This window comes from Nonomuraea jabiensis, from assembly GCF_014204795.1.
Taxonomy (GTDB): domain Bacteria; phylum Actinomycetota; class Actinomycetes; order Streptosporangiales; family Streptosporangiaceae; genus Nonomuraea; species Nonomuraea jabiensis.
The window spans coordinates 6,719,542-6,739,022 of the sequence record NZ_JACHMB010000001.1 but is presented as its reverse complement, the minus strand read 5'-3'; the positions used below and the strand labels follow the sequence as shown (position 1 = coordinate 6,739,022).

Annotated in this window: 18 protein-coding genes; 9 read left to right on the top strand and 9 right to left on the bottom strand. The window is 72.4% G+C overall.

The features are described 5' to 3' along the window. The first annotated feature begins 7 nt into the window (after positions 1-7). Together HD596_RS64995 and HD596_RS30770 are read left to right on the top strand one after the other, a co-directional pair. Positions 8-1,093 carry a sensor histidine kinase gene (locus HD596_RS64995; RefSeq protein WP_185072763.1) on the top strand — a complete coding sequence of 362 codons (1,086 nt, stop codon included), beginning with the start codon at positions 8-10 and terminating at the stop codon, positions 1,091-1,093. A gap of 64 nt (positions 1,094-1,157) precedes the next feature. Beyond that, a complete protein-coding gene (locus tag HD596_RS30770) occupies positions 1,158-1,763 on the top strand; it encodes a response regulator transcription factor (protein WP_185072762.1) in 606 nt (201 codons plus the stop codon). A 144-nt stretch (positions 1,764-1,907) separates the two neighbouring features. Here the strand turns inward: HD596_RS30770 and npdG are convergent, their stop codons facing one another. Together npdG and HD596_RS30760 are read right to left on the bottom strand one after the other, a co-directional pair. Beyond that, positions 1,908-2,561, bottom strand: a complete 654-nt coding sequence (gene npdG, locus HD596_RS30765) for an NADPH-dependent F420 reductase (RefSeq protein ID WP_185072761.1) — start codon at positions 2,559-2,561, stop codon at positions 1,908-1,910. Between the two features lie 94 nt (positions 2,562-2,655). Next, the gene (locus HD596_RS30760; protein ID WP_185072760.1) at positions 2,656-3,798 is read right to left on the bottom strand and encodes a lipase family protein; all 1,143 of its coding nucleotides are present in this window, start codon (positions 3,796-3,798) and stop codon (positions 2,656-2,658) included. A 173-nt stretch (positions 3,799-3,971) separates the two neighbouring features. On the opposite strand from HD596_RS30760, the gene HD596_RS30755 reads away from it, so the two are divergent. Further along, positions 3,972-4,550, top strand: a complete 579-nt coding sequence (locus HD596_RS30755) for a hypothetical protein (protein ID WP_185072759.1) — start codon at positions 3,972-3,974, stop codon at positions 4,548-4,550. Here the strand turns inward: HD596_RS30755 and HD596_RS30750 are convergent. Further along, on the bottom strand, positions 4,547-5,545 hold the full coding sequence (locus HD596_RS30750) for a LysR family transcriptional regulator (protein WP_185072758.1): 999 nt from the start codon (positions 5,543-5,545) through the stop codon (positions 4,547-4,549). The two genes, HD596_RS30755 and HD596_RS30750, sit on opposite strands and share 4 nt — an antisense overlap. A gap of 73 nt (positions 5,546-5,618) precedes the next feature. Between HD596_RS30750 and HD596_RS30745 the strand changes: the two genes are divergently transcribed. Further along, entirely contained in the window at positions 5,619-5,870 is a 252-nt protein-coding gene (locus tag HD596_RS30745; protein ID WP_185072757.1) for a CBU_0592 family membrane protein, read from the top strand. Further along, positions 5,867-6,523: a cyclase family protein gene (locus tag HD596_RS30740; RefSeq protein ID WP_185072756.1), complete on the top strand. Its 657-nt coding sequence runs from the start codon at positions 5,867-5,869 to the stop codon at positions 6,521-6,523. Before HD596_RS30745 ends, HD596_RS30740 begins: the two co-directional genes overlap by 4 nt. Here HD596_RS30740 and HD596_RS30735 read toward each other — a convergent pair. Beyond that, positions 6,520-6,723, bottom strand: a complete 204-nt coding sequence (locus tag HD596_RS30735; RefSeq protein ID WP_185072755.1) for a hypothetical protein — start codon at positions 6,721-6,723, stop codon at positions 6,520-6,522. The two genes, HD596_RS30740 and HD596_RS30735, sit on opposite strands and share 4 nt — an antisense overlap. A gap of 5 nt (positions 6,724-6,728) precedes the next feature. On the opposite strand from HD596_RS30735, the gene map reads away from it, so the two are divergent. After that, positions 6,729-7,577, top strand: coding sequence for a type I methionyl aminopeptidase (map, locus tag HD596_RS30730; protein WP_185072754.1), 849 nt, complete (start codon positions 6,729-6,731; stop codon positions 7,575-7,577). Positions 7,578-7,606: 29 nt separating this feature from the next. Here the strand turns inward: map and HD596_RS30725 are convergent, their stop codons facing one another. The 4 genes from HD596_RS30725 to HD596_RS30710 all read right to left on the bottom strand — a co-directional run bounded on the left by HD596_RS30725 (position 7,607) and on the right by HD596_RS30710 (position 12,134). Beyond that, entirely contained in the window at positions 7,607-7,996 is a 390-nt protein-coding gene (locus tag HD596_RS30725; protein ID WP_185072753.1) for a sensor histidine kinase, read from the bottom strand. A gap of 225 nt (positions 7,997-8,221) precedes the next feature. Beyond that, positions 8,222-10,201 carry a bifunctional copper resistance protein CopD/cytochrome c oxidase assembly protein gene (locus HD596_RS30720; protein ID WP_185072752.1) on the bottom strand — a complete coding sequence of 660 codons (1,980 nt, stop codon included), beginning with the start codon at positions 10,199-10,201 and terminating at the stop codon, positions 8,222-8,224. Continuing rightward, the gene (locus HD596_RS30715; RefSeq protein ID WP_185072751.1) at positions 10,198-10,806 is read right to left on the bottom strand and encodes a copper resistance CopC family protein; all 609 of its coding nucleotides are present in this window, start codon (positions 10,804-10,806) and stop codon (positions 10,198-10,200) included. Before HD596_RS30715 ends, HD596_RS30720 begins: the two co-directional genes overlap by 4 nt. A 44-nt stretch (positions 10,807-10,850) precedes the next feature. Beyond that, positions 10,851-12,134, bottom strand: coding sequence for a helix-turn-helix domain-containing protein (locus tag HD596_RS30710; RefSeq protein ID WP_185072750.1), 1,284 nt, complete (start codon positions 12,132-12,134; stop codon positions 10,851-10,853). Between the two features lie 497 nt (positions 12,135-12,631). Between HD596_RS30710 and HD596_RS30705 the strand changes: the two genes are divergently transcribed. After that, positions 12,632-15,475 (top strand): AfsR/SARP family transcriptional regulator, encoded by a 2,844-nt coding sequence (locus HD596_RS30705; protein WP_185072749.1) that lies wholly within the window; start codon positions 12,632-12,634, stop codon positions 15,473-15,475. Here HD596_RS30705 and HD596_RS30700 read toward each other — a convergent pair. Then, positions 15,450-16,943 (bottom strand): PucR family transcriptional regulator, encoded by a 1,494-nt coding sequence (locus HD596_RS30700; RefSeq protein ID WP_185072748.1) that lies wholly within the window; start codon positions 16,941-16,943, stop codon positions 15,450-15,452. The genes HD596_RS30705 and HD596_RS30700 overlap by 26 nt on opposite strands. Before the next feature lie 95 nt (positions 16,944-17,038). On the opposite strand from HD596_RS30700, the gene HD596_RS30695 reads away from it, so the two are divergent. Together HD596_RS30695 and HD596_RS30690 are read left to right on the top strand one after the other, a co-directional pair. Beyond that, positions 17,039-19,243, top strand: a complete 2,205-nt coding sequence (locus HD596_RS30695) for a molybdopterin cofactor-binding domain-containing protein (protein WP_185072747.1) — start codon at positions 17,039-17,041, stop codon at positions 19,241-19,243. Further along, the gene (locus HD596_RS30690) at positions 19,227-19,460 is read left to right on the top strand and encodes an EF-hand domain-containing protein (RefSeq protein ID WP_185072746.1); all 234 of its coding nucleotides are present in this window, start codon (positions 19,227-19,229) and stop codon (positions 19,458-19,460) included. The genes HD596_RS30695 and HD596_RS30690 overlap by 17 nt, the downstream gene beginning before the upstream one ends. Positions 19,461-19,481 lie beyond the last annotated feature (21 nt).

Here is a 19,481-nt window from a genome sequence, read left to right as displayed (position 1 = left end):
GTTGCCTGTGGTCTCCTCCTCGGCCAGACGGCTCGCGACCGGCCTCATCACCGCCGTATCGGCCGCCTACTCACTGGTCGCCCTCACCTACTTCCTGCACGGCCCGGGCTACGGCGCCACGGCAGCGGTCGCCACCCTCGCCGTGATCTCCACGCACTACCTGAACATGCGGGCCGGCCTGCGCGGCGAGCGCCCACCCGCCTACCCCCTCACGATCGTGCTCCAGGCGTTCGTCACCTACCTGCCCGACCTGCTGCTGCCCGGCGGCATGTCGGGGGTGACGGCGCCGATGCTGGCCGGGACGCTGCTGGTGTTCCTGCCGCTGGGCTGGGGCAGCGCGCTGGTGGTGCTGATGATGCTGTACGAGGGCATCGCGGTGTGGTGGGGCGTGGACGCGTCCGTCGTCACCTTCTTCTACGTGGCCACCGTGCCGGCGACGGGCGCCATGACGTACGCGCTGGTGCGGTTCACGCGCATGGCGGCCGACCTGGAGGAGGCCCGGGCCGAGCTGGCGGACGCGGCCGTGCTCAAGGAGCGCCTGCGCATCTCCCGCGACCTGCACGACGGCCTCGGACGCAGCCTGACCGCGATCGCGCTCAAGGGCGACCTGGCCTCCCGGCTCATGGAGCGCGACCCGGCCGCCGCCCGGACGGAGGTGGGCGAGCTGGTGCAGGTGGCCAGGGAGGCGGCCCAGGACGTACGCCAGGTCGCCAGGGGTTACCGGGCCCCGTCGCTGGCGGGCGAGGTGGACCGAGCGGTGGCGCTGCTGGAGTCGTCGGGGGTCGGCGTGCAGGCGCACCTGGCGGACGTGACGCTGCCGGGCCGTTCGGAGGAGGCGCTGGCGTGGGCCGTACGCGAGGCCGTCACCAACGTCCTGCGCCACAGCCGCGCCACGACCTGCACCATCACCACGTCCGTGAACGGGGGCACGCTCCGGCTGGAGGTGGCCAACGACGGCGTCCTCGCCGAGCCGGGCCCGGACGGCGGGGGCCTCACGGGGCTGGCGGAACGCGCGGCCCAGGCGGGCGGCTCCTGCACCGCGACCCGGACCGGCGCCGGCGGCTTCCTCCTGTCGGTGGAGGTCACGGCGTGAGGCGGGACAGCCCGGCCGCTGGGGTCGCGGCGAGGCGGGGTCGCTCGGGTGGGGAGGGCGTGGCGTGATCAAGGTGCTGCTGGCCGAGGACATGCACATGATCCGGGCCGCCCTCACCGCCCTTCTCCGCCTGGAGCGGGACATCGAGGTGGTCGCGGAGGTGACCCGGGGTGACGAGATCGTGCCCGAGGCCCTGCGGGTGCGGCCCGACGTGGCGGTCGTGGACATCGACCTGCCGGTGGTGGACGGCATCACCGCCGCCGCCACGCTGCTGGAGCGCCTCCCGTCGTGCCGGGTCCTGGTGCTGACGGCCATGGGGCAGCCGGGCCACGTACGCAGGGCTCTGGCCGTGGGCATCGAGGCGTTCCTGGTCAAGGACGCCCCGGGCGACCGGCTGGCGGACGCGATCAGGCGTACCGCCGCCGGGCTGCGCGTGCTGGACTCCGAGCTGGTGTCCTCGGCCATGCAGTACGGCGAGAGCCCGCTGACGCCGCGCGAGTCCACCGTGCTCAGGGAGGCCGCCCGGGGCGCCTCGGCCGAGGAGATCGCCTCCCGCCTCCACCTCTCCCCCGGCACCGTGCGCAACTACCTGACGGGGGCGATCACGAAGACGGGCGCCCGCAACAAGATCGACGCCATCCGCATCGCGGAGGACGCGGGCTGGCTGTGACGCACCCATCCCACCGCCCGGCGCTGAGGTCCCTTCGGGAAAGGGCACCGGCACCGCCGATGGGTGGTGCGGGCGGTGGGCGGTGCCGACGCTGGCCGGTGCCGACGCTGGCCGGTGCCAACGCTGGGCGGTGTCGGTGGTGGTTCAGATGTCGGTGATGCGCAGTCCGGCGTGGGCCTTGTAGCGGCGGTTCACGGAGATGATGTTGGCGGTGAGCGCCTCGATCTGGTGGGAGTTGCGCAGCCGCCCCCCGTACACGCCGCGCACCCCCGGGATGACCTCGGCCAGCGCCTGCACCGTGTCGGTGGCCTCGCGGTCGTCGCCGAGCACCAGCACGTCGAGGTCCACCTTCTCCACGGCGGGGTCCATCAGCAGGACCGCCGACACGTGGTGGAAGGCGGCCACCACCCGGCTCTCGGTGAGCACCGCCGCCGCCTGCTGCGCCGCGCTGCCCTCCTCCACCGGCAGCGCGTACGCGCCCTGCTTGTCGAACCCGAGCGGGTTCACGCAGTCGACGACGATCTTCCCGGCCAGCTCCGCGCGCAGGGACTCCAGCAGCGCCTTGTGCCCCTCGTACGGCACCGCCACGATCACGATATCGGCCTCGGCGGCGACGGCGGCGTTCGCGCCCCCGCTCGCACCCGCCCCGATGTCACCGGCCGCGTCCTGGGCGCGCTGCTCGCTGCGCGAGCCGATCAGCACCCGGTGCCCGGCCAGCGCGAACCGCCGCGCCAGCCCTTTCCCCTGGTCACCGGTGCCGCCGAGGATGCCGATGGAAAGCCCGCTCACATCTGTCATACGCCCGATCATGCCAGCTCGGCCGCCAGGTGCTCGTCACGGGGGTGGGCCGGGCCCGGTCGTGCGGGCCCGGCCGGCGTACGAGCTGTGCGGGCTAGCAGTTGCCGATCGCGGGCAGCCCGAGGATCCGCAGGGCCAGCCACTCGATGGCCAGCGGCCCCCCTTCGACGGCTCCCGTGACGTGGTCCGGCGCGGGCAGCGCGGTCCACCGGACGTTCACCCCGGCCCGGCAGTACTCGGACCGCAGCGTCGAGCCCACGGACAGCGGGATGATCTGGTCCCCCCGCGCGTGGTACAGGAACATCGGCACCCGAGGAGCCGTGGCGCCCAGGCGGTTCTCCCCGAGCCGGGCCAGCCACTTCGGCTGGTTGAGCAGGTCGATCGGGCTCAGGTCGGAGAAGCTCAGCCCGGACAGCTTGCCGAGGTCGCCCACGCAGTCGTCGGCCGCGTCGGCGAGCAGGGCGCGGCCGCGGTCGTTGAGATCCGCCTGAAGGTTCAGCTCGGGGTAGGCCGCGTCCAGCCCGACCCCGGCCGCCGCCGCCAGCCCGAAGTCGGACCCGCCGTCCAGGTGGTCCGCGACCGCGTGCAGGTCGGCGGGCACGCCTCCGGCCGCGACGCCCTTCAGCCGCAGCTCGGGCGCGTACGAGGGCTGCAGCTGCGCCGCCCACCCGGCCGAGGCCCCGCCCTGGGAGTAACCCATGACGGCGACGGGCGCCCGGTCCGACAGCCCGGCCCCGGACACCCGGGTGGCCGCCCTGATCGAATCAAGCACGGCATGCCCCTGCGAGATCCCGGCCATGTACGTGTGCGGCCCGGGCGTGCCGAGCCCCTCGTAGTCCGTCATGGCCACCGCGTACCCCTTGAGCAGGAACAGGCTCACCAGCGCGAGCTCCGCCTCCCGGCCCTGGCTCATGCTGACGGAGGGGGCGCACTGGTCGCCGAGCCCGTGGGTGCCGACGGCGTACCCGACGATGGGGCGCGCGCCGAGCGGGTAGCCGCTCTTGGGGACGAGCAGCGTCCCCGACACGGTGTTGAGCGAGCCGGTGGCGGACGTGGAGTTGTAGAGCAGGTGCCAGGCGTTGACCGGAACCTCCAGGAGCTTGCCCGGCAGGAGGTAGACGGTGGTGGGCTGGGCGGAGACCACGTCTCCCGGCGCCGCCGCGCGGGCGGGGGTCGTGATGAGGGACATGATCAGTAACAGGACCATGGACATGCTGACGCGGACACGTAAGGACATGTACCGCCCCTCTCCGTGAGGACCACATACTTGGGACGGCGGCGCCGCGAGCCGATCGTTACCCGGGAGTAACCTCCTGTCAAGGCCCGAAATGACGGGGAAACGCACCTCGTGTCAACACATCACTCCCGAATCAGCCACCCCGCGGGTGCGGCGTCAGGCACCATGGAGGCATGGACTCAGGATCGGTGGCCCTGCTGCGCGAGCTCCTGGCCGAGACCGGCTGGCTCGAACGCGCCCGCGAGCTGGGCGTCGCCCTGCGGGCCACCCGCTCGCCCGGCGGCCTGCTGCTGGTGGGCACCCCCGACGAGGAGCCCTGGCACCTGACCGCCCACCTCGCCGACGAGGCCAGGTTCTCGGGGCTGGCGCAGCTCACGCCCACGCTGGTGCGCTGGGCGCCGCCCGCCGACGCGCCCGCCCACCTGCGCGTCGGCATCGAGCGCCTGGAGCGCGCGGCCCGGGGCGAGACGCTGTTCGTGCTGGCCGAGGGCGAGGCGCCGGTGCCGCTGCTCGAACGCGTGGACGACGCCCGGCGTACGGGCGCGACCGTCCTGGCCATCGAGGGCGGCGACCGGGAGCTGGCCGGGCTGGCGCACGACTGCATCGAGGTGCCGCGGGACGGGCTGGTGACCTTCGACGGGGCGCAGCACCTGGTGAGCGCGGCGGCCGGAGAGCCGGAGCGCCGCCCCGGCCTGCGCGAGCGCCTGGCCCGCCTGCTGGACAAGGTCAGCGGCCCCCAACTGACCGACTAGGACCCCGGCCGCCCGGACCCGGCGGCACCGCCGGCACCAGCCGCACTGGCCGCACCAGCCGCACTGTGCAGGCGTCCGCTCAGGGACGTCTCCAGCGCCGCCGTGGCCTCCTCGATCGCGCCGATCACCACGGCCTGCACGGGGTCCGGCTCCCCCGACCGGGTACGGCTCACCCGCGTGACCGCGTCCAGCCGGCGCGCGCCCACGTCACGTACCTCGCTCACCCGCACCTCCCCCTCCGGCACGTCCAGCAGGGCCAGCGCGGGCACGATCGCCACCCCGTGCCCGGCCGCCACCAGCGACAGCGTGGGCCCGAACTCCGTGATGACGTGCACCTTGCGCGGCTCGACCCCGTGCAGCCCGGCCAGCCGCTCCAGCGCCTGCCCGCACGCCTGGCTCGGCTCGCTGGCCACCCAGGGCAGCCGCAGCAGCTCGGCGACCGACCCCGGGTCCGGCTGGTCGGGCGGCAGCACGATGCGGTACTCGTCCACGTAGAGCAGCCGCGCGCTCAGCGACGGCTGCGACAGCCCGGGCAGGCTCATGTCCTGCTCGGTGATGAGCACGTCCACGGCGCCCATGCGCAGCTCCTGCAGCGCGGGCTGGCCGTAGATCTCGTGGATGACCGGAGTGATCTTGGGGTGGCGTGCGGCCAGGTCGCGCATGGCGGGCACCAGCATGTGCGTGATGACCGTGGGAAAGGCGGCGATGCGCACCGGCCCGGCCAGGCGCTCGGTGAACCGGGTGAGCTCGCGCCTGGCCTCCAGCAGCTCCTCCTCCACCCGCTCGGCGTAGCCGGCGAGCACGCGCCCGGCCGGGGTGAGGGAGACGCTGCGCTGGGAGCGGTCGATGAGGGCCAGCCCGACCTCGCGTTCGAGCTGGGCGAGCTGCTGGGAGACGGCCGAGGGGGTCAGGTAGAGCGCTTCGGCGGCCCGCATGACGCCGCCGCGGCGGGCGACCTCGTGCAGGATCCGCAGCCGCCGTGGATCGATGTCCATGCAGGTCAGCTTACGCGCACCTTTAGCATTCTTTATTTGCACTTTACGACGATCAGTCCAGACAATGACGGCCATGGACCTCCTCTTCGCCACCGTCGGCTGGATCGGCGCGGTGCTGCTGCTGGCCGGGTACGTCCTGGTCACGCAATCCCGGTTGCCGGGCGACGGTGCGGCGTACCAGCTCATGAACCTCGCCGGCTCGCTCGGGCTCATGGCCAACAGCGCCTACAGCGCCGCCTGGCCGTCGGCCGGCCTCAACCTCATCTGGGCGGGCATCGGCGTCCTGGCCCTGATCAAGCTCGCACGTGTAGGAGCGTCCACATGATCGTCGAACTCAGCCACCCCATCGTTGACGGGATGATCACTTACCCCGGCATTCCCGGCCCGAAGCTGGGGGTGCACCTGAGCCGGGAGGACTCGCGCAAGATCTACGCGCCGGGCACGGAGTTCCACATCGCCACGATCACGCTCGCCGCCAACACCGGCACCTACCTCGACACCCCGTACCACCGCTATCCCGACGGGCCCGACCTGTCACAGGTGCCGGTGAGCAAGCTGGCCGACCTGCCGGGGCTCGTGGTGCGGGCCGGCGCGGGCCGCGAGGTGGTGATCGACGAGGACCTGGACGTACGGGGACGAGCCGTGCTGATCCACACCGGCTGGGACCGCCACTTCGGCACCGACGCCTACCTGCACGGCCACCCCTACCTCGCGCCCGGGTCGGCGCAGTGGCTGGCCGAGCAGGGGGCGGCGCTGGTGGGCATCGACTCGCTCAACATCGACGACACCCCGCCGCGGGGCGAGCGCCCCGCCCACACGATCCTGCTGAAGGCGGGCATCCCGCTGGTGGAGCACCTGACGGGCCTGGCGGCGCTCCCCCAGCCATCCGAGGGGCAAGGCTTCCGCTTCCATGCCGCGCCCCCGATGGTCGCGGGCATGGGGACCTTCCCCGTCAGGGCATACGCGGTCGTGCCCTAGTCGTCGTCATTCTCGGCCTCGTCCCAGGCTTTGTTGCGGTCGGCGGCGCGCTGCAGCGCCCCGGCCGCCTCCTGCTCCGAGGTGTAGGGACCCATCCGATCCTTGTTGGGGCAGCCCTGGTCGGGCTCGACCCGCATGTGCTTGAGACAGAACCACCACTGGCCTTCGCTCACGGGGTCAATTCTGCCCCGTAGACTCATGTTTCATGACGACACTGCTCCAGCCCGGGCGAGTTTCGCCCATGCGAAAGGTCCCCGCGCACATCGAGCGGCCGGAGTACGTCGGCAAGAAGCGCCCCAAGACCGGCGAGTCCGACGTGAAGAGCCCCGAGATCATCGAGCGCATGCGGGTGGCCGGCCGGATCGCCGCCCAGGCCCTCGACGAGGTCGCCAAGCACATCCGGCCGGGTGTCACGACCGACGAGCTCGACCGGGTCGGCCACGAGTTCCTCATCGACCACGGCGCCTACCCGAGCACGCTCGGCTACAAGGGCTACCCCAAGTCGCTGTGCACGTCGATCAACGAGGTCATCTGCCACGGCATCCCCGACGACACCGTGCTCCAGGACGGCGACATCGTCAACGTCGACATCACCGCCTACATCGGCGGCGTCCACGGCGACACCGACGCCACCTACCTGGTGGGCGAGGTCGACGAGGAGTCGCGGCTGCTGGTCGAGCGCACCCGCGAGGCCATGATGCGCGCCATCAGGGCGGTCGCGCCGGGGCGGCAGCTCAACGTGGTGGGCCGGGTCATCGAGGCGTACGCCAAGCGCTTCGGCTACGGCGTCGTGCGCGACTTCACCGGGCACGGGATCGGCACGAGCTTCCACTCCGGGCTCATGGTGCCCCACTACGACGACCCGTCGCTGCGGGTGGAGCTGGTGCCGGGGATGACGTTCACGATCGAGCCCATGCTGACGCTGGGCACCATCGAGTACGACATCTGGCCGGACAAGTGGACGGCCGTGACCAAGGACCGCAAGCGCACGGCCCAGTTCGAGCACACGATCGTGGTCACCGAGACGGGCAGCGAGATCCTCACGCTCTCCTGACCGCGCCTCAGCCGGGCCTCAGCCGGGCCTCAGCCGCGCCTGGGCACCACGCCGGTCACGGTCGTGCCCTCGCCGAGCACGCTGTTGACCGTCAGGCTCCCGCCGAGCTCGGTGAAGGCGGCCCGCATCCTGGCGATCCCGCTCCCCGCCCCCGGGGTGTGAAAGCCCTGGCCGTTGTCGCTGACCGTCATGCGCAGCCCGCTCTTGGAGACCGTCACGGCGATGGACACGGTCCGGGCCCTGCTGTGCAGCTCGACGTTGGACAGGGCCTCGTCGATCGTGGCCATGACGGCCCTCGAGACCCGCGAGGGCACGTCGGTGGCCGGCAGCGCCCAGGTCTCGACGGCGATCCCCGTGCGCTCGGACCATTCGGCCAGACAGCTCTCAAGAGCCTCGGCCAGGCTCTGCCCCCCGCGCATCCGTGTCTCTTCCGACAATGGTTCTCGCCTTCCTAGGCACACCGGGCTTACGCCGGTCCCCACTCCGGCGCCCTCACCTGGCGGTGCGCGTCCCCCCTCAAGGCCTGCGCACGCTGGTCATACGGTTATGCCCGTCTCCCCTGGGAGACAGGCTACCTGGCGGTACAGAGACTTGTAGTGGGAAGATAGAAGGCCATGGCCGAACGGCTACTCGCCGGAAACCTGTCACTCACCTTTGTCGGCGCGGTTGAGACGGGCGAGGTAGGCGTTGTAGGAGTCGAGTTCGGAATCCCCCGAGCCGCCCGACCGGTCGGCCTTGCGGTCGGTGCGCCGCGCCTGCCGCTCGTCGTCCTGATACCACTGGATGGCGATGGCCAGCAGCACGATGAGCGTCGGGATCTCGCCGAAGCCCCACGCGATGGCCCCGCCGTCCTGCTGCGTCTGCAGCAGCGTGGCGCCCCAGGTGCGGCCCAGCTGCTCGTACCAGCCGGAGGCGATCACCGTGCCCATCATCATCAACGCGACCCCGAAGAACGCGTGGAACGGCATGGTGACGAAGAGCATGAGCAGCCGCCCGACGTACGGGAGCCGGTTGGGCGCGGGATCGACCCCGACGATCACCCAGAAGAACAGGCACCCGCTGAGCAGGAAGTGGAGGGTCATCCAGATGTGCCCGAGATGCTCCTCCATCGCCGACTCGAAGAGCGGCGTGAAGTACAGCGCGTACGTCGAGGCGATGAAGATGGCCGTGGCGACGACCGGATGCGTGACGACCTTGGTGAACCGGCTGTGCAGGATCGTCGTGATCCACTCTCGCGGCCCCCTGTCGCCCCGCCTGGTGGCGGGCTTGAGCGCGCGCAGGGCCAGCGTGACGGGCCCGCCCATGACGAGGAAGATCGGCACGACCATGGAGAGCGTCATGTGCTCGATCATGTGGATGTCGAACATGACCTTGGCGTAGCGGGCCAGCCCGCTCTGCGTGGCGAACACCAGCAGCGCGAGCCCGACGTACCAGGAGGCCGTGCGCCCCCACGGCCACTTGTCGCCGCGCCTGCGCAGCCGCCGCACGCCAAACCCGTAGAGCCCGGCCAGCACGGCCGCGACCGTGGCGAAGAACAGGTCGAACCACCACATGGTGAACACGTTGCCGAGCGTGATCTCGGCGGGAAGGGGGAAGCCGAGCAGCTCGAAGGCCCGGTCGGCGGGCACGCTGAACTCGGGCGGCGGCGTGCGCGACAGCGCCACGGCCACCCCGATGGTGGCCAGCATGAGCACCATCTCGCCGCCGGCCAGCCGGGTGAACGCACGCGGCCGGCCCTTGCCGAGATCGGCCAGCGTGCGCTGGCGATGCCAGTAGCCGACGTAGCCGAGCAGCACGAACGCCACGATCTTGACCACGGCCAGCAGACCGTACTGGGTGGTCCACAGGTCGGAGACCGCGCCCAGCCGGGCGATCAGGCTGAAGACGCCGGACAGCCCCACCCCGGCGTAGCACCACACGGCCATGTCGGAGAACCGGCGCGCGGCCACATCGAGCTGCGGCTGCTTGCGGAGCGCGTGAACGGCCAGCACGGCGAGCCCGCCGACCCACAGGGCGAGGGCGAGCAGGTGGAGCGAGACCGCCGACGTGGCCAGGTCGTGGTTGGGCGAGGAGGAGGTGTGGCCGGTGAGCGGCGCGGGCAGCAGCGTCACCAGCGCGAAGACCAGAAGGCCGGCCGCGGCCCCCGCGGTGATGGCGCCGCGGGAGAACAGCGCGATCGCCACCCCGAACAGCACCACGAGCGTGAGCGCCACGCCCTGCGTGGTCTGGGTGGCGTAGCTGGTGAGGAAGGTGCGGTCGAGGATCTGGGGAACGGTCCTGCCGATGGACTCGGCGGTGCTGAACACGATGGCGACGAAGGCCGAGCCGGCCCAGGCGAGGGCCGCCCACGAGCCGGCCTTGACGTACTGGGTGGCGGTCCTGCCGAGCACGCCCTTGTCGTTGGGCAGCAGCGCGGCGGCCATGAGCAGCAGGCCCACGGTGGTCACGCCGGCCACGTCCATGAGCAGCTTGGACAGCGGCAGCCCCCACCGGACGACCGCGCCGGAGTCGGGCAGGCCGGGGATGATCCTGGGGAACGCCCTGCCGCCGGCGATCATGCCGATGACCAGGGCGACGACCGCGGCGGCCGCCCCGGCGAGCGCGAGCCGCGCCGCCTTGCTCATGGCTTCTTCTTCCGCGCGCTGAGCAGGAAACCGATGCCGATGCCGACGAGCGCGCCGATCACGATGACGAGCCAGACGGGGAAGCTCACCGGCTGGGCGGCCGAGGCCTGATCAGTGGCGGGCGAGCTCTGCGCGGGCTGCGTGGCCGGTGCTGAGGCGGCCGGTGCCGAGGCGGCCGGTGCCGAGGTGGCCGGTGCCACGCTCTCGGAGGAGGTCGGGCTGGGGGACGGCGTCTCGGCCCCCTTCACCTTGAAGGGGATCTCGCCCTCGATCGGATGCCCGTCGGACGACACGACCCGGTAGGCGATCGTGTACTTCCCGTCAGGTACGGGCTCCTTGACCGCCTGGGTCACCACCTTGCCGTCGACCTCGGGCTTGCCGCTCTGCAGCTCGGCTCCGCCGGGGCCGCGTACGATGACGAACGGCAGGCGCACGCCCGCGGTGAACTCCAGCCGCACCTCGTCGAGGCTCTCGACCTCGGCGTCCTTGGCCGGGGAGCTGCTCTTGAGCGCGTCGTGCGCCAGCGCGGGAGCCGCCATGCCGAACACGAGCACGAGCAGGGCGGCGGCAGTCGCGGCGAGTGCCGCAAGCGGGGATCTCTTCATGGCACCCCCAAGGCTACCGACGCCACCGCCCGGTCCGGACCTCGCTACAGCCCCGCGCAGGACAACGCCCGCTGGTACGCCTCCACCGCCTCGTCCGTCGCGCCCAGCAACTCCATGGTCTCGGCGGCGGCGTACCAGGTGCGGGCCGAGCGGCGGGAGTCGGGCAGCGGCGTGAGCCACTCCTTGACGGCGGCGGCGTGCCGGCGCCCTTCGTCCACCTGACCGACCGCGCCGTAGACCCTGCCGAGCAGCAGGCTGGCCTCCGCGCCCAGCACGTGGCCGAACTCGGGGAGCAGGTTTCTGCTGATCAATGCGTGCTCGGCGGCCTGGTCGAGCTCTCCGGTCATGTATTCGGCGCTGGCCAGCTCCATGTAGAGCATGGCCTGGTCGATCGTGCTGGTCGAGGTCTGCTCGAACTCCGCGACTCCCGTGCGCAGCAGGTCGCGGACGGTCGCGGCGTCCTGCGCGCCGGTCCTGAGCCGCGTCCGCGCGAACTGCAGCCGCATCCTCGCGGTGTTGCGCGGCTGCCCGTGCTCCACCTGCACGGCCAGGGCCCGCTCGGCGAAGGCCACCGCCTCGCTGTTGTGCCCGGTGGCGCGGGCGACGATGGAGGCGTTCCAGTTGGCCGCGACGATGGAGCGCGGCGTGCCCAGCGCGTCGGCCGCGTTGAGCAGCTCGGCCGCGAACTGCCTGGCGCGCAGCATGTCGCCGCGCTCCAGATAGGCCGCCAGCAGCGTGGCGCCCAGCTCGACCAGCAGGTCGGTCCAGCCCTGGCGGGACTTGCCGCTGAGGATCTGCTCGCCCACCTCGACGGCCTCGCTCAGCCGCTCGCTCTCCCGGTAGGCGCGGCACAGCGCGATGGCCACCTCGATGCCCTGCTCGACCGGGAGCTCCTCCTCGCGGAGCTTGGTCATGATCGAGATCGCCCGGTCGAGATCGCCTCCGGCCTCGGTGGCGAGGGCCAGACCGAATTCGGCTTCTTGACGAAGTGCGGTCAGACCTGTCAGGTTGCTGTTGCCCAGCAGTTCCTCGAAGCGCGTGCGGGCCTCGGCGACTTCGCCGTTCTCGAGCGCCAGCCGCGCGTAGCCGAGGGCGAGCTCGATGTCCTCCATCTGTTCGGCAGTGACGCCGTTGATCAGATAGGACAGCGAGCAGTCCAGCTTCTGGGCCAGCAGCTCCAAGACCGCAGGGGTGGGGGTACGCTTGCCGCTCTCGATCAACGAGACGTAACTGTCGGACAGTTCGGGGTGCGCCAGCTGTGCCTGCGACAGGCCGCGCTGCCGCCGAACCGTCTTGATACGGAGTCCGACTAGGTCAGATGTGGTCACAGCTGCCGCTCCCTGAGAAGATGAAGTCCAAGCAACTCACATAGGCTAGGGAGAACCCCCGTGCGCATGCGCATTGTCCTGTCCGTCCTGGTTGCCGTGATCACTGCCGCGGTAACCGTTGGAGGTAATGCTACGGCCACAAGTGCCGCAACGTCTTCCCTGTCCTACGGACAATTGGACGTCTACTGCTGCTGAGCAGCAATCGTCAGGCAAGGCATGGCGGCATGCCGGGCGCGTAACCGCACTCCGCGCCCTGTCGTACCGCGGCCCGGCCGGTGCGGGGCCTCCTGGCCCCGCCCTCTGCCGTCCGGGCGACCTTGCCTGAGTCCCCGATCAGTCAGGCCCCGCAACCCGCTGCTCGGCGGGCACGGATGGAAATGCAATTTATCGGCCACGTCTACATTCGATCTACAGCGATCCCGCAGAGCCTTCACAGCGCGACGATCTTGATTACGCTGCCCTGTTGACGCGGTTCGAGGGCGAGTCGAGGAGGTCGTGTGGGCGAGAGGATCTTCATTCGGCTGCTGGGGGCGGTGACCGCGGAGCTCCACCGCGGATTGGCCGCCGAGCAGGTCGATCTCGGACCCGCCAGGCAGCAGACCACCCTCGCGATCCTGGCCGCCGCCGTGGCCCGGCCCGTTCCCATGAGCCAGATGATCGCCGGCATCTGGGGCGAGGACGCCCCGCGCAATGCCGAGCAGAGCGTCTACACCTACATCGCCGGCCTGCGCCGCGCCTTCGAGCCCGGCCGCGGGCGGCGCGAGCCGTCGCGGGTGCTGGCGGGGACGCCGGCCGGTTACGTCTTACGGGTGGAGCCCGCGCAGGTGGACGCGCTGCTGTTCGCCGAGCGGATCGAGGAGGCCAGGCGGGTTCAGCGCGCCGGCGACGACCCCCAGGCCGTGCGCCTGCTCGACGAGGCCCTGGCGATGTGGCGCGGCACCGCGCTGAGCGGGCTGTCCGGCCCGTTCGCCGAGACGGAGCGCGACCGCCTGGAGCAGCTCCGGCTCGCCGCCCTCGAGCTGCGCGCGGAGAGCTTGCTGCGCCTGGGCCGCCACCGCGACATCGTCGAGGAGCTGCGCCACCTCACCCGCCGCAACCCGCTGCGCGAGCGGGTCCGCGAGCTGCTCATGACCGCCCTGTTCCGCTCGGGCAGCCCGGCCGAGGCCCTGCAGGTCTATGAGGAAGGCAGGGTCCTGCTCGCCGAGGAGCTCGGGCTGTCGCCCGGCGAGGGGTTACGCCGGTGCCACGAGATGGTGCTGCGGGCCGATGCGGCTCCCGCCCCGAGCGCGCCGGCGCCTCACGAGACGCCGCACCAGTTACCCCGCCCGCTGGCGGAGTTCGTGGGCAGGTCCGCGGAGATCTCGCGCCTGACGGAGTGGCTCGCGCCGGGGGACGCGACCTCGCCGAGCCCGTTGGTGATCATCACCGGGCCCCCGGGCGTCGGCAAGTCGGCGCTCGCCGCCCACGTCGCCCACCTGGCCATGGACCGCTTCCCCGATGGCCAGCTCTACGTCAACTGCCGGGGTGCCACGCCCGAGCTGCCCGCGCTCACCCCGCTCGAGGTGCTCGGCCGGTTCCTGCGCGCGCTCGGCGTGCCTCCCGGCGCCGTGCCCGCCGACCTGGACGAGGCGGCGGCCGCGTGGCGCAGCCGCCTGCACGACCGGCGGGTGCTGACCGTGCTGGACGACGCCGCCGACCTCGCGCAGATCCGGCCGCTGCTGTCGGCCTCGCTCGGCAACACGCTGCTCGTGACCAGCCGGGAGACCATGAGCTGGGGCGAGGACGCCGTCCAGCTGGAGCTCGCCCGGATGTCGCCGGCGGAGTCGGCCACGATGCTGGCCAACCTGGCCGGCGCGAACCGGATCTCGGCCGACGCGGGCGAGACGGCCAGGCTCGTCCGCCTGTGCGACGGTCTCCCGCTGGCCTTGCGCATCGCCGGAGCGCGCCTGGCCGGCCGCCCCGACTGGAGCGTCTCCACGCTGGCCTCCCGCCTGAGCGACGAGCGGACCCGGCTGCACGAGCTCGCGGCCGGCGACCTGGCGGTCCGCTCCAGCCTGGCCGCCAGCCACACCGCCCTCGAACGCGGCTCGCGCCCCGTGGACCGGCTGGCCGCGCGCATGCTGTCGCTGCTGGGGCTCCTGCACGTGCCCGAGATGACCGCGGAGGTCGCGGGGGCGCTGGCCGGCGTCACGTCCGGCGAGGCGGAAGCGGCCCTGGAGCGGCTGGTGGACGCCCACCTGCTCGATCGCGCCGGTCCCGGCCGCTACCAGCTGCACGACCTCGTCCGCCTTTTCGCCGGCGAGCTGCGTCCCCGCGACTGGCGCGGGCCGTTGATCCGCGCGCTGTCGTACTATGCCGCCTCCGCGCGCCTGGCCAGCCACGTCAGCGACCCGCACCGCACGCAACTGGCCGCCCCGGTCGACGCGGTCCCGCACGAGGTCCGCACCGCGGACGAGGCGAAGGCGTGGCTGCGCGACGAGGAGGCGGTCTTGACGGCCGCGGCCGTGCAGGCCATGGACTCCCCCGACGACACGATCGCCCGGCTCGGTGTCAACCTCGTGTTCGGCCTCCTCTGGCGCCAGGAGAGGGCCTTCCACATAGCGGAGATGAAGGAGCTGAACACGCTGGCGTTGCGGGTGAGCGAACGCCTCGGGGACGAGGCCGGCGCCATGGTCGCGCACGACCACATCGCCAACGCCCTGCGCCTGACGGGACGCACGGACGAGGCCGTCTCCCACCTGCGGTCCTCGCTGGAGCTGGCCCGGCGGCTCGGCGACGCCTTCGGCGAGATGCGTGCGCTGGGCAACGTGGCCAACGCCTACAACTCGGGCGAACGCTACGAGGAGATGCTGCCCTGGGCGGAGCGCCAGCTCGCACTGGCCACGAGCATCGGTGCGAGCGTGGGAGTCCGGTACGCGCTGCTGATGATAGGGCTCTCCCACCTGGGCACGGGACGTCCGGAGAAGGCGGTCAAGGTGCTGCGCGAGGCGCTGGCCGAGGCCGAGAGGGCGGGGGACGCCAGCAACGAGGGGCAGATCCGGCTCGTGCTCGGCGAGGCCCACCTCGATCTGGACGACCCTGAGCAGGCTCTGCGCTACCTGCTCAGGGCGCGCGAGCTGTTCGAGACGAGCGGTTACCGGATCGGGAGGGTGCGGTGCCTGATCCGGCTGTCGCAGGCGTACCGGATGCTCAAGGATCCCGACCGGGCCCTGTCCTACGTCGAGGAGGCCCTGGCCGACGGCGGCGGGCTCGGCCACGCCGTCTGGGAGCGGCGGCTGGAGGAGGAGCGGGCGGCCGTGGAGGAGGAGCGCGGGGCTATCGAGGCGGGCCCGTGTCCCTGAGCGCCAGGAAGAAGTCGACCCGGTCGGCCATCGTCGCCAGGTTCCTCCCGGTCAGCTCCTCGATCCTGCGGATGCGGTAACGGACCGTGTTCACGTGCACGTGGAGCCGCTCCGCGCAGGCGTTCCACGAGCCGGCGCAGTCGAGGAAGATCCCGAGGGTGCGCACCAGGTCGGACTGGTGCCGCCGGTCGTAGTCGAGCAGCGGCGACAGCAGCCGCGCCGTGAACGAGCGGCGCACGTCTCCCGGCACCGTGGCCAGCAGCAGCGCGTGCGTGTAGATCTCGTCGCTGGTGACGACGCCTCCGGAGCGGGCCTCGGCCAGGCGCCTGGCGTGCCCGGCCTCCTCCACGCCGCCCTTGACGGCGGCGGCCCCGGTCAGCGCGCCGCTGAGGCCGACGCACAGGCGGGTGCCGGGCAGGGCGGCCAGCACCTGCGCCCCGGCGCGCAGCCGGTCGGCCAGCTCGGCCGTGGTGCGCTCGCGCAGCGGCACCACCGCGATCGCGCCGTCCGCGCCCGCCGCCGCCACGACCTCGCGGCCGAGCAGCTCCTCCACCACCTGGCCGCCGAGCGTGGCGGGGTCGGGCCCGCGGGTGGCGCCCGGCCTGGGAGCGGTGGCGTTCACCACGGCGTACGGCTCCGCCGCGTCGATCCCGCAGGTGCGCAGCCTGGCGTTGAGCTCTGCCGGGTCGGACTCGGCCAGCGCGGCCACGATGAGCTGCTCGGTCAGGCGGCGCTCGACCCGGCGGCCCTCCTCCATGCGGTTGCGTTCGAGGCCGACGCAGGACGCCAGCTCGTAGCCCAGGTCGGCGCGGCCCATCAGGTCGCCGTCGCAGGCCAGCGCCCAGCCCGCGGCCCGGTGGCCGCGCCCGACCGCGAAGATCGTGTGGTCGCCGACGCGCGCGGGCAGCCGCGGCGCCGTCAGGTACGCCTTCGCCAGCCGTACGGGATCCCTGGCCGCGCCCACGATCACCTCGCCCGACGCGGACAGCACGGCGCCGGTGACGCCCAGCTCGGCGGCGGTCAGCGCGAACAGCTCGCGCAGGTCGGCGCCCTCGGCGATGGCCGCGACCAGCCTGCGGTGGCGGCCGAGCGCGTCGCGCACGTCGCCGGCCAGCCGCGGCACGACCAGCTCCGTCAGCGTCCGGAACGACACCTCCGTCGGCACCTCCACCAGCGGCAGACCGGCGGCCTCGCACGCGGCCACGAGGTCGGCCGGGACGTGGTCCAGCCACGCCTGCCCGGCGCCCAGCGCGGCGACCCCCGCCTCCACCAGCGCCGCCACGAACCTGGCCGAGTCCGCCGGCTCGCGCCACCACATCAGCCCCGACAGCACCAGCTCGCCGCCGCTCAGGTAGCGCCCCGGCTCGGGCAGGTCGGTGATGTGCACGGTGTCGAACTCGCGCGAGGGGTCGCCGGCGAGCAGGGTCAGGCGCAGTTCGTCGATGGCCAGCAGGTCGGAGATGCGCACTTGGAGGAATATACAAGGCGCCGAGGCCAACCGCTGACCGGGATTTCACGCGACGCGCATAGGACGCGGCGCGGCGGCGGTGCTCTACTCGGAAGATGACGGAGACCGCGTACACGACCCTGCACGGCGCCGGGGTCGGCGAGAGCGCGCGGCGGCCCGACGCGACGCTGAAGGTGACCGGCGAGTTCGCCTACGCCTCCGACCTGTGGCTGGACGGCATGGTGTGGGGCGCGACGCTGCGCAGCCCGCACCCGTCGGCCTGGATCCGGTCGATCGACGTGGGGCCCGCGCTGAAGATCCCGGGCGTGCTGACCGTGCTGACGCACGAGGACGTGCCGGGCGAGAAGTTCTACGGGCTCGACCACAAGGACCAGCCGGTGCTGGCCATCGACGAGGTCCGCTACCAGGGCGAGCCGGTGGCGGTGGTGGCCGCCGACCACCCCGAGACCGCGCGCAGGGCGGCGGCGGCCATCGTGGTCGACTACGAGGTGCGCGAGGCCGTGACCGACCCCCGCCGTTCCCGGCGTTTCGTGCGGCACCAGCCGGTGCGGCGGGGCGACACGTTCGAGGCCGAGGTCGTGGTCACCGGCGAGTACGAGGTCGGCATGCAGGACCAGGCCTTCCTCGGCCCCGAGTCCGGCCTGGCGGTCCCCGCCGAGGACGGCGGCGTCGACCTCTACATCGCCACCCAGTGGCTGCACGTGGACCGCGACCAGCTCGCCCCCTGCCTCGGCCTGCCCCCGGAGAAGGTGCGCCTGACGCTGTCCGGCGTCGGCGGCGCGTTCGGCGCCCGCGAGGACCTGTCGATGCAGGCGCACGCCTGCATGCTGGCGCTGCGGCTGAACCGGCCCGTGAAGATCGTGTACGGCCGGGAGGAGTCGTTCTTCGGCCACGTGCACCGCCACCCGGCCCGCATGCGCTACGAGCACGGCGCCACCCGCGACGGCAAGCTGGTCTACGTCAAGGCCGACATCCTGCTGGACGGCGGCGCGTACTGCTCCTCCTCCCCCGCCGTGGTCGGCAACGCCGCGTCGCTGGGCGTGGGGCCGTACGAGGTGGAGAACGTGCAGGTGGACGCCACCGGCGTCTACACCAACAACCCGCCCTGCGGCGCGATGCGCGGCTTCGGCGCGGTCCAGGCGTGCTACGCGTACGAGTCGCAGATGGACCGGCTGGCCGAGGCGTGCGGCCTGTCGCCCGTGGAGATCCGGGTGCGCAACGCCGTCTCCCAGGGCTCCCACCTCATCACCGGCCAGGTGATCGACTCTCCGGCCCCGCTCGCCGAGATGCTGCGCGACCTGGAGGCGATGCCCCTCCCGTCGGCACCCCCGAGTGACCTGCGGTCGATGCCCGGGGGCGTGTCCCAGACCACGCACGGCGAGTCGGTGCGCCGCGGCGTCGGCTACGGCGTCGGCATCAAGAACATCTGCTTCTCCGAGGGCTTCGACGACTACTCCACGGCCCGGGTCCGGGCCGAGCTGGTGGGCGGCGAGCCGCACGTCACCGTGCACACGGCCGCCGCCGAGGTCGGCCAGGGCCTGGTGACGGTCCAGGCCCAGATCGCCCGCACCGAGCTGGGCATCGCGAACGTGACCGTGGCCACCGCCGACACCTCCGTCGGCTCGGCCGGCTCGTCGTCTGCCTCGCGCCAGTCGTACGTCACGGGCGGGGCGGTGCGGGCCGCCTGCGAGGCGGTGCGCAAGCGCTTCAACGGGCTGCCGCCGGCGCAGGCGCTGGAGAAGTTCGGGCCGATCGAGGAGACGCGCGAGTACCGGCACCGCCCCACGTACCCGATGGACCCGATCACCGGCCAGGGCGACTCGCACACCCAGCTCGCCCTGTGCGTGCACCGGGCCGTCGTGGACGTGGACGTGGAGCTGGGCCTGGTCAAGGTGGTCGAGCTGGCGGCCGTCCAGGACGTGGGCCGCGTCCTGAACCCGCAGGCCCTGGAGGGCCAGATCCAGGGCGGGTCCGCGCAGGGGCTCGGGCTGGCGCTCATGGAGGAGATCCAGGTCCGCGACGGGCGGGTGCTGAACCCGTCGTTCACGGACTACCTCATCCCCACGATCCTCGACATGCCGCCGATGCAGCTGAAAATCCTGGAAAATCCGGATCCGGCGGCCCCGTACGGGTTGCGCGGCGCCGGCGAGCCCCCGACGCTCTCCTCCACCCCCGCCGTCGCCGCGGCCGTGCGGGCCGCGACCGGGCTGCGGTTGACTCGGGTTCCGATCAGGCCGGAGGATATCGCGTTGTTTGATGACGGATCGACAATGGGGGTATCCGATGACAAGCGCTCGTGAAGCGGCCGAGGCGGAGTTCCGGCGCTTCGACGTCGACGGCGACGGCCTGCTGACGGCCGACGAGATCCGCCGGGCCAACGAGGCGCTGGGCGGGCAGGGCGCGTCCGAGAGCGAGATCGAGGCGTTCATCAAGTCGGCCGACAACGACGGCGACGGGACGATCGGGCTGGAGGAGTTCATGGGGCTCGTGGGTCACGGGCGCCACGAGAAGGCGTGATCTCGTCGCCCTCCGGGTAGC